Below are 9,384 nucleotides of genomic sequence, written 5' to 3' on the forward strand. Positions count from 1 at the left end.
GCTACACCGTGATGCAGGCGCATTGGGTGACCGACGCGCAATTTGTCGCGTTCTTTGCCATGGCCCAAGCACTGCCGGGGCCGAACGGCATGTTTCTGGTGTTCATCGGTCAAGAGGCGGCAGGCGTTACTGGCGCCTTGACCGTGATGGTCGCCAAGCTGCTGCCATGTTCGATGATCACTTACTACGGCGCCGGCTGGCTTGAGCGACAATCCCACCGGCCATGGGTGCAACGGGTCAAACGCTCACTGCTGCCGGTGACCATCGGCCTGATTCTGGCCGCGTCCTTCGTGCTGATCAAAAGCATGGAAAACGGCTGGGCGCAGGTATCACTGACAATCGTCAGTGCCACGATCATCTACTTTTCCAGAATCAATGCCATCTGGCTGATCCTGATCGGCACGGCATTGGGCCTGACCAGCGGTGTGCTAAATGCTGATTGGTTCTGACAGCAGACCTTGTAGGAGCGCGCTTGCCCGCGACCCCGGGCCCATCGCAGGCAAGCGTCCTTCTACAAATTAATATATAAATTCAATAAGTTATGCGTTATTTGAGGGGGAATGCCCGCCATGCTGATCGATGAAGAACTGACCCTGAAGAAGCTGGAGATTTTTCTGGCCTTCATGCGCACCGGTAATCTGGCGCGGGCGGCAGTGGAGTTGCAAACCAGCAACGTCAGCGTTCACCGGGCGATTCACTCACTGGAAAGTGCCTTGCGTTGTCCGCTGTTTAAACACGAAGGACGTAACTTAACCCCGCTGGAAAGTGCTTATGTGCTGGAAGAGCGCGCGCAGAAGCTGATTCAGGATGTGGTTAAAACGGTCGAAGTCACGCGCCAGGCAGCCGGCTTTTCTGCGGCACGCTTCAAGCTGGGCGCACTGTATTCGCTGACGGTCAAAACCGTCCCGCAGTTGATCATGGGCCTGAAAATCCGCCGTAGCGAGCTGAATATCGATTTGATCCTCGGCTCGAACATTGACCTGTTCTACAAGTTGAAGAACATGGAAGTGGACGCAATTCTGGTGTCGCTCAACGAAAGCGTCAGCGACCCGGACTGTGAGCAACTGCCGCTATTTTCCGACGATATTTTTCTTGCTGCGCCTGCCGACTCACCGTTTTCCCATCAAAGCGAAGTCGACCTGAGCGACCTGCGCGAAGCCACCTTCCTGACCCTGACTCAAGGCTTCGCCACCCATCAGGACGGGGTTCGGGTGTTCCAACAAGCGGGCTTCGAGCCAAAAGTAGCGATGCAGGTCAACGACATCTTTACCCTGCTGAGCATGGTCAGCTCTGGAGTCGGTTATGCATTGCTGCCGGGACGTGTGGCGGCAGTGTACGAAAATCGAGTGCGCTTGATCCCGTTGCAACAGCGCTATCGCATGCAACAGCACATCGGCGTGGTGTTCCTCAAAGCCAAAGAACGCGACCCGAATTTATTGGCATTAGTGGCTGAGTGCCGGATGTATGCGAACCGGCATTCGCAGGTTTGATATCCCTTTGTTGGACCGCATGTATTCTGTAGGACCGAATTTATTCGGGAAGCAGGCAGCGCGGTTTGTCTGAATGACCGCGTTGTTGCCTTCCCGAATGAATTCGGTCCCACAGTTATCCCACAGGGTTTGGAGCAAATGGTCGATCTAGCCCATTATCCCGCGCACAATGAAGTACAACACCGAAGGCCCTAACAGACAGCCCAACCCCGTGTGGAACGTCGCGGTGAGTGCGCCGTAAGGCACCAGGCGCCGGTCGGTGGCAGCAAGACCTGCGGTAACACCGCTGACGGTGCCGGCCAGTCCGCCGAAGACCATCGCCGACCGAGGGTTATCGAGCCCCATCCAACGTGCCGCCATCGGCGTGCAGACCATCACCAGAATTGCCTTGATCAGCCCGGTGGCGATGGACAATGCCATCACGGCAGAGCTTGCACCAATGGCAGCACCAGTCACCGGGCCGACGATATAGGTCACAGCGCCCGCGCCAATCGTCGTCATGCTAATCGCGTCGCGGTAACCGAACATCCAAGCGATGCTCGCGCCGACAATAAACGGCAGCGTTGTGCCCAGTAGCAGGGCGATGACGCCGATCAATCCGGCTTTGCGGGCTTCAGTGGCTTGTACTTCGAAGGCAGTGGCGACGATGGCGAAGTCACGCAACATGGCGCCGCCCATCAAGCCAATACCGGAGAACAAACTAATGTCCGCCAAGCCTTTTTCGCCACCGGTCATGGTGCCGCCAACCCAAGCCAGAATCAGCCCGATCACGATGGCGATGGCCGAGCCATGAATGCGCCCGAACGTCAGCCGCTTCGAGATCACCACCGACATCCACATGACGATGCCGACAAACGCGAACGCGGTTACCAAGCCATATTGGCCGAGGTCTTTTGCGAGTAGGGGCCACATATCAACGTCCCCCTGCGGTGGTTGTAATAGGCGCGGCAGGCAAGATCACCGGTGGTTCTTCATCGGGCAGCGGTTCTCCTTTGTTGATGCGGCTGATAAACGCGATCGCGCAACCACAGACCACTACCGAGGCGACGGCTGCCAAAACGGCAACCGGGCCGCCCTTCAAGGCAGTCACTACGTTTTGTTGCGCAGCCATGGCAACCACGACAGGGATATACATGGCCCCCCAAAAGCCCACGCCCATCTCGCAGTCTTTGGTCATGCCGTCGCGTTTTTGCATCCAGAGGCGCGCACAAATCAACAGAATCATAGCGATGCCAACACCGCCGACATTGGATTTGACGCCCAGCAACACGCCCAGCATGTCACCGAGAATGACCCCGGCCAGGGTGCAGATAGCCAGTAAGGCTACACCGTAAATAATCATTATTTTTATCCTCACAATTGCGTTGCTGAAGTTGTTGTTTTTATCCTTCGCAGCAGCCACTCGGTCTATGGGTTACGACTTCCCTCCTCTTGCAGCAACGCGCTCAGCGTATCCATGCGAGCCCCTTGAAAGGCGACCGCTGTTCCTTGTTCAAACACTTTTCTGCCCAGCCCCGTGAGTACGGCCCCAGGCGGCAACTCAATTTGCAGGCGCACGCCTCGCTCATAGGCGGTTTGCACGGTACTGCGCCAGTCGATCACCCGGCACATGTTGTAGGTCAGGTCATCGCGTAATTTATCGACGGTAGTGATCAATCGCGCCGTGCTGCCACTGAGGTAACGCAACACCGGTGCTCGCATCGACACCTTGGCAAACGCTTCTGCCAGCGCTGACGCCGGTTGATCGAGCAACGCGCAATGGGACGGCACGCTGACCGCTAGACGTTTTGCTGCGGCGGCGCCATGTGCCGCTGCCAACTCGGCCACCTGGGCCATTGCTGCATCACTGCCGGCCACCACCATCTGCGCATCGGCGTTGATGTTGGCGAGGTACAACGGCGTCGCGATACTGTGGACCTGGGCGATCAAAGCCTCGACCGTGGTTTGATCGAGACCAAGAATCGCCGTCATGCCAAATCCTGTGGGGTAAGTGTGTTGCATCAACTCGCCGCGCAGCGCGACCAGTCGCACGGCATCGCCAAAATCCAGCGAACCCGCAATGACGGCGGCCGGATATGCACCAATTGACAGGCCAGCCACGTACGCAGGCGCTTCACTTCGTTCGATCAGCACCCTCGCGCAGGCGACACCTGCGACCAATAAACACAGTTGCACGGCGCGGGTATTGGCCAATGCGTGTGCAGAATCCAGAACCAATATGTCTTCGCCCAACGCTTCGCTGGCCTCATTCAGGGACTCGCGAATCAGCGCTTCATCCGGCAACTGATGGAGCATCTGTGGGTATTGCGCACCCTGGCCTGGGAACACCATAAAGCTGCTCATGCGCCGTGCTCGGCTAACAGCCATGGATCACCGACCAAGAGCGCGCCAACTTCCGTTTTAAGCAACACCTGCCGTGCAGACCCAGCCCACTCGCGCAGTGCCACACCGCCGTGAGGCGTTTGCAGTTGCACGTCGATCCGGCACACCGCGCGCTCCAGTTGAACAACCAACTGCGCCGCGCATGAGCGACTGAACAGCCGCGGCGTGCGCAGAATCAAATCCAGATCGCTGTCTACATTCAGCGCTGCGCAACCACTGGCCAGTTCAAAACCAGCACTGCCGCTGACGCCCCATACCAGCCCCAAATCCTCCATTACAGAGTGAGCGTGCTGCAGCGCTTTTAACGCGGGCCAATCACGGTTGCTTTCATTAACGGCATTGATCAGTTGTTCAGGCCGAACCTGACGCTGAATGTCAGCATGGTTCATGAGCGTGGCATAACGCTGTTCACGCCGCTGCCCGCGCACACCCACTGCGATGTGACCCGGCGCCACCAAAGCCCGACGCACGACCACCGGCTGACCAAGGCTCAAGGCTTCAGCCACCCAATGCGGCGCGTCGGCTGGCAACGCGCACGCAGGCAAACCCCAGAGTAAATCATGGGGCTGCACTGCGACGATGGCGTTCATTTACCACTGCGCCCGCAGCAGTTCACGCACCGTGGAAGACGCCGCACGATTCTCGGCACCGAGGCGGCTGCTCAGGTCATTGCCCGTTGCATGCACGTCGTCCACGGCCGCGATCAGACACGCTTTTACCTGTTCGATATCTTGAGCCGTTGGCTGTTCGATTTGGCTCACTGAGAGGGTTTTCCACAGCAAACCGAGGGTCGCGTAGCTGTCGATGTCATAGGCCATGGGCGGCACGCTGGCGGCAAGTTTTTCCAGCTCTTCGACGGTACGCAGAGTGACCCGTGCCGCAGACGCTTTGCCCATGGCATGCACCATCACCCCAGGATCGCGCAGGGCAATCAGGCGGTTGGCCTGATAACCGTGGGCCAGAAACGCCCCGGACATGGCCTTGCCGACCAACAGCGCAATCACCGGATGCCCGGCCAAACGCGCACGCGCATAACTGTCTGCGGCGCCCGCGAGGGCTTGATGAATGCCCAGCGCTTCTTCGCGGCGGCCATAGGCTTGGCTCGGCACGTCGACGATGGCGATCAAGGTGCGCTTGTGCTCACTGCGCTGATCCAACTCGATGGCTTCATCGACGGCTTTCGCCAAACCCCAGCCTTCCAGCAGGCCGACTTCGCCGTTACGCGCCCGAGGGAAACGATTGTCGGGGTCAGCGACAACCGCTAGAAAGCGCGCAGGCTGCTGGCCCAATTCGCCGTCAGCTACTTTCAGCGAGGCTGGCAGACCCGCCACTTCTGCAGCGCCGTTGCTCAGGGCTAAAAACCACTGCAAACCCCGCACTGAGAAATCACTCATGACTGTTCTCCGTCATATAACGTGCGCACGGTTTGCGGATCGATCTGCTGCGTGGTGTCCAACTGGGACAGCCGCTGCAAAAAGTGTTCGTATCGGCCACTGCGATTCAGGGTTGGCAAACCTTTGGCGAGCAAACCCGCGACCTGTTGCTGGACGGTCACCACGTCGTCGATGGCAAAACTGTCCACCAGTCCAGTGGCAAACCGCTGCTCGCCACCGGTCAGGCTCCAAATAAACGGCCGGTTGCGCGAGTCGTATTCTTGAATGCCGGCCTCTTGCTCAATCACCTGCGGACCGTTCAAGCCCAAACGGGCTTCTTGGGTTACCAACAAATAGCTGCACAAGCCTGCGGCAATGGACATTCCGCCGAAGCAGCCAACGCTGCCCGCCACCACACCGATCACCGGTTGGTATCGGCGCAAATCAACAATGGCTGCGTGGATCTCAGCAATCGCCGCCAGGCCCAGATTAGCCTCCTGCAGACGCACGCCACCGGTTTCCAGCAGCAGCACGGCGGCGGTAGGAGTTCCGTTGCGATTGTCTTCGGCCGCCAGCTCCAGTGCGCCAGCCATTTTCGCGCCACCGACTTCGCCCATGCTGCCGCCCTGAAAGGCGCCTTCAATCGCGGCCACCACCACAGGCAAACCGCCGATGGTGCCTTTGGCAATCACTACGCCGTCATCGGCCTGGGGCACGACGCCTTGTTTGGCCAACCATGGCGACATCATGCGATCAAACGGGCCAACTAATTCACGAAAACTGCCGGCGTCCAATACCGCACGGGCGCGCTGACGAGCGTTGAGTTCAACGAAGCTGTGCTGCTGGAGCAAGCGGGCGGTGTCACTCATGACCGATCTCCTCGAAACCTTGTTCCATGCGCAATCGCACCACACCCGGTGTCGCCCCGAAATCATGGATATCGATGCTCATCGCGGGCGGGGTTTGCCCGTCAAACATCCGCTCGAACAGGTGCTGCCAACGGGATGAGGCGCCGTTGACTGAGGTCGTTACCTGAATCGACAACTTGCCCGGTTCGCCGGGTTCGAGCATCACTTCCAGGTCACCAGAACCGACACAACCCACCAACGCACGGCCCAAAGGCGGTTGCCCGGCGGGGAATTCAAACGACAGAGTTTCCATGATCAAACATTCCTCGAGGGTTCGCCGAGCCCAGGCTCAAGGCTATCGATAAACAGGCACGCTGCGAGCAGGTCTGCGGCACCACCGGGCGACGCGTTCAGACTCAACAGTTGCTGATCCAATTCGTGCAAGCAACGACGACCGCCAAGGCTCGCGCTACCACCCGCATCCAGCACTTTTTGTGCGCCGTGCTGCATGGCGGCAAGGCCCGGTTCACCGGCGCGGTACAGCACGCAGGTATCGGCCAGGGTGGTCATGATTGCGAGCAACGCGTCGAGTCTTGCGTTCTGCTCGCCATGCCCAGCGGCACGGCTGCGCTGTAATTGCGGCAAGCCGTATTGCAGCACGGCAGGAAAGCCCAACTGCGCCTGTTCCCGCGCACCACGTGCGCCATAACGTTGAGCCACTTCAGAGCCATGGCTGAGTTGCACGGGTGAGTGACGGTCATCGATCAACGCCAAGCGCGCAGCGCGCAGACTGATTGCGGCAGGTGTCTGATTCGCCGGTTCCAGCGCAGCAGCGACCACTAATAAACCCAATGCCCAAATCGCGCCGCGATGAGTATTTACGCCGCCAGTGGTCTGCAGCATCGCCGCTTCGCCTTCGCGGCCGATGCGGCCGATGGCTTCACGCAGGGGCTGACCGACGACGCCGAACTCCAGCGCGGCTTCAGCCATTTCCTTGAACGCAGGCCATAGCGAAAACGCCGACGCGTGCATCAAGCCCAGGTGCAAATCGCTGTGGGCGCCGTTGCCGCGACGATCGACCAGTGCCGGTTTCGGCGACAGGTCGGCTTCGTCGATCAACGCGTCCACGGCGAGATCAGCCAGGCGGTCTGCCAGCGACACGCTGATGGGTTGTAGCTTGAGTGCGCGCATCACCAACTCCTGAATTGAGCGGGTGGGTTGTACAAGCCTCCAGACCACGCCACCAGATCGGCGACGCTTTTGGCGGCAAGCAATTCACGGCTGGCATCGGTACGGCGAATACCCAAATCTTCCGGCAAGGCGATCAAGCCTTCACGGCGCATTCGCGCTGTGTCTTTGGGGTTATGGCGCAGGCCAATCGCAGTGACACCGGCGACCGCCGCGATCATCGCCTGACGCTCTTCCAGCGAACGCGCCTTGTACAGATAGGCAATGCCTTCTTCGGTCAGCAAGTGGGTGACGTCATCGCCGTAAATCATGATCGGCGCCAGGGCCATGCCACTTTTCTTCGCGACCTCGACTGCATCCAGGGTTTCAACGAACGTGGGTTTGCCGCCTTCCTGAAAGGTCTCCACCATCTGCACCACCAGCTTTTTGCCACGCTCAAGGTAGGCGTCCGGGCCGTCGCCGGTGTGTTGACGCATGTCGAGCCAAGCCGGTGTGGCGTGACGGCGACCGTGAGGATCGTGGCCCATGTTCGGTGCGCCACCGAAACCGGCCAAGCGACCGCGAGTAACGGTTGAAGAGTGGCCATCGCCATCGACTTGCAGGGTCGCGCCGATGAACAGGTCCACCGCGTATTGCCCGGCCAGTTGGCAGATCATTCGGTTGGAGCGCAGCGAGCCGTCACGCCCGGTGAAGAACACGTCGGGGCGCGCTGCAATGTAGTTTTCCATGCCCAGTTCGGTGCCGAAGCAATGGATGCTTTCGACCCAACCGCTTTCAATCGCCGGGATAAGCGTCGGGTGCGGGTTGAGCGTCCAGTTGCGGCAAATTTTACCTTTCAGCCCGAGGGATTCGCCGTAGGTGGGCAGAATCAGTTCGATGGCGGCGGTGTTGAAACCGATGCCGTGGTTCAGCGACTGTACGTTGTGTTTTTCGTAGATACCGCGGATGGCCATCATCGCCATCAATACATGCACGGGTTTGATGTGGCGCGGGTCGCGGGTGAATAGCGGTTCGATGTAAAACGGCTTATCGGCCAACACCACGAAGTCGACCCACGAGGCCGGGATATCTACGCGCGGCAGGTCGCTGACGTCGTCGACGATCTGATTGACCTGGAAAATTACGATGCCGTCGCTGAATGCGGCAGGCTCGACCAGTGCCGGTGTGTCTTCGGTGCTGGGGCCAGTGTAGATATTGCCGGCACGGTCAGCCATGAACCCGGCGGAGAGCACGACATTGGGAATCAGGTCGACCACCAGCCGCGCATACAACTCGATGTAGGTGTGGATGGCGCCGATTTCCAGCAAGCCGTCTTCAAGGAGTTGGCTGATGCGCAGGCTTTGGGTGCCGGCAAAGGAGAAATCGAGCTTTCGGGCGATGCCTAGCTCAAATAGATCCAAGTGTTCAGAGCGACCAACGCTGGGCATGATCATGTGCAGATCATGCAGTTTGACGGGGTCGACCTTGGCCAGTGAGCGCGACAAAAAGTCTGCCTGCTTCTGGTTGTTCCCTTCCAGGACTACACGGTCGCCGGGTGCAATAAGCGCCTCAAGCGCCGCGACGATATGTTCAGTCGGCAGTACCACGCCATCGGCGAGAGACCGCACCTGCTCGAGCCGCCGCTGCTTTTCGCTGCGCCGACGCGACCAGCGCGGATCGAGTGTCGTTATTGTTGTCATGCTGGCTCCACGAATTCGCTGTCGTGGGACACCATAGAAGCGAATGGCCTTCAGCATCAATCAAGCAGAAAGTGTAATTGTTACGGTTGGAGTAATGATCCAGAAAATTAGCTGTGGGACCGAACTTGTTCGGGAAGCAGGCGGCGCGGTTTGTCTGATACACCGTATTGCTGCCTTCGCGAACAAGTTCGCTCCCACCGAATCTCGGTATGGCGCTGGATGTTGGGCAATTCCCTAGTCCCAGTGGGACCGAACTTGTTCGGGAAGCAGGCGCCGCGGTTTGTCTGATACACCGTGTCGTTGCCTTCGCGAACAAGTTCGCTCCCACCGAATCTCGGTATGGCGCTGGATATTGGGCAATTCCCTAGTCCCAGTGGGACCGAACTTGTTCGGGAAGCAGGCGGCGCGGTTTTCCTGATACACC

11 protein-coding genes are annotated in these 9,384 nt (G+C 59.1%); 2 read left to right on the forward strand and 9 right to left on the reverse strand.

Annotated elements, in window-relative coordinates; translation table 11 throughout:
• Both M0974_RS00605 and M0974_RS00610 read left to right on the forward strand, forming a co-directional pair.
• Positions 1–449: chromate transporter (locus M0974_RS00605; protein ID WP_297831271.1), on the forward strand; the 449-nt coding region annotated here is incomplete at its 5' end.
• Positions 450–569: 120 nt separating this feature from the next.
• Positions 570–1,490, forward strand: a complete 921-nt coding sequence (locus tag M0974_RS00610) for a LysR substrate-binding domain-containing protein (protein ID WP_297831274.1) — start codon at positions 570–572, stop codon at positions 1,488–1,490.
• Positions 1,491–1,637: 147 nt separating this feature from the next.
• Here M0974_RS00610 and madM read toward each other — a convergent pair whose 3' ends face one another.
• The 9 genes from madM to mdcA form a co-directional block, all read right to left on the reverse strand.
• The gene (gene madM / locus M0974_RS00615; protein WP_297831277.1) at positions 1,638–2,402 is read right to left on the reverse strand and encodes a malonate transporter subunit MadM; all 765 of its coding nucleotides are present in this window, start codon (positions 2,400–2,402) and stop codon (positions 1,638–1,640) included.
• A gap of 1 nt (position 2,403) precedes the next feature.
• Positions 2,404–2,832 (reverse strand): malonate transporter subunit MadL, encoded by a 429-nt coding sequence (gene madL, locus M0974_RS00620; protein WP_297831279.1) that lies wholly within the window; start codon positions 2,830–2,832, stop codon positions 2,404–2,406.
• Between the two features lie 65 nt (positions 2,833–2,897).
• Entirely contained in the window at positions 2,898–3,833 is a 936-nt protein-coding gene (gene mdcH, locus M0974_RS00625) for a malonate decarboxylase subunit epsilon (RefSeq protein ID WP_297831282.1), read from the reverse strand.
• Entirely contained in the window at positions 3,830–4,462 is a 633-nt protein-coding gene (locus tag M0974_RS00630; protein WP_297831286.1) for a malonate decarboxylase holo-ACP synthase, read from the reverse strand. Before M0974_RS00630 ends, mdcH begins: the two co-directional genes overlap by 4 nt.
• Complete coding sequence (mdcE, locus tag M0974_RS00635; RefSeq protein ID WP_297831289.1) at positions 4,463–5,266, reverse strand: biotin-independent malonate decarboxylase subunit gamma; 804 nt, start codon at positions 5,264–5,266, stop codon at positions 4,463–4,465.
• Positions 5,263–6,114: a biotin-independent malonate decarboxylase subunit beta gene (locus M0974_RS00640; RefSeq protein ID WP_297831292.1), complete on the reverse strand. Its 852-nt coding sequence runs from the start codon at positions 6,112–6,114 to the stop codon at positions 5,263–5,265. Before M0974_RS00640 ends, mdcE begins: the two co-directional genes overlap by 4 nt.
• Positions 6,107–6,406, reverse strand: coding sequence for a malonate decarboxylase subunit delta (locus M0974_RS00645; RefSeq protein WP_297831295.1), 300 nt, complete (start codon positions 6,404–6,406; stop codon positions 6,107–6,109). Before M0974_RS00645 ends, M0974_RS00640 begins: the two co-directional genes overlap by 8 nt.
• A gap of 2 nt (positions 6,407–6,408) precedes the next feature.
• Positions 6,409–7,284, reverse strand: a complete 876-nt coding sequence (locus M0974_RS00650) for a triphosphoribosyl-dephospho-CoA synthase (protein ID WP_297831298.1) — start codon at positions 7,282–7,284, stop codon at positions 6,409–6,411.
• Complete coding sequence (gene mdcA / locus M0974_RS00655) at positions 7,284–8,960, reverse strand: malonate decarboxylase subunit alpha (RefSeq protein ID WP_297831301.1); 1,677 nt, start codon at positions 8,958–8,960, stop codon at positions 7,284–7,286. The genes M0974_RS00650 and mdcA overlap by 1 nt, the downstream gene beginning before the upstream one ends.
• Positions 8,961–9,384: the final 424 nt, after the last annotated feature.

The sequence above is a fragment of the Pseudomonas sp. genome, from assembly GCF_026224925.1.
Classification (GTDB): domain Bacteria; phylum Pseudomonadota; class Gammaproteobacteria; order Pseudomonadales; family Pseudomonadaceae; genus Aquipseudomonas.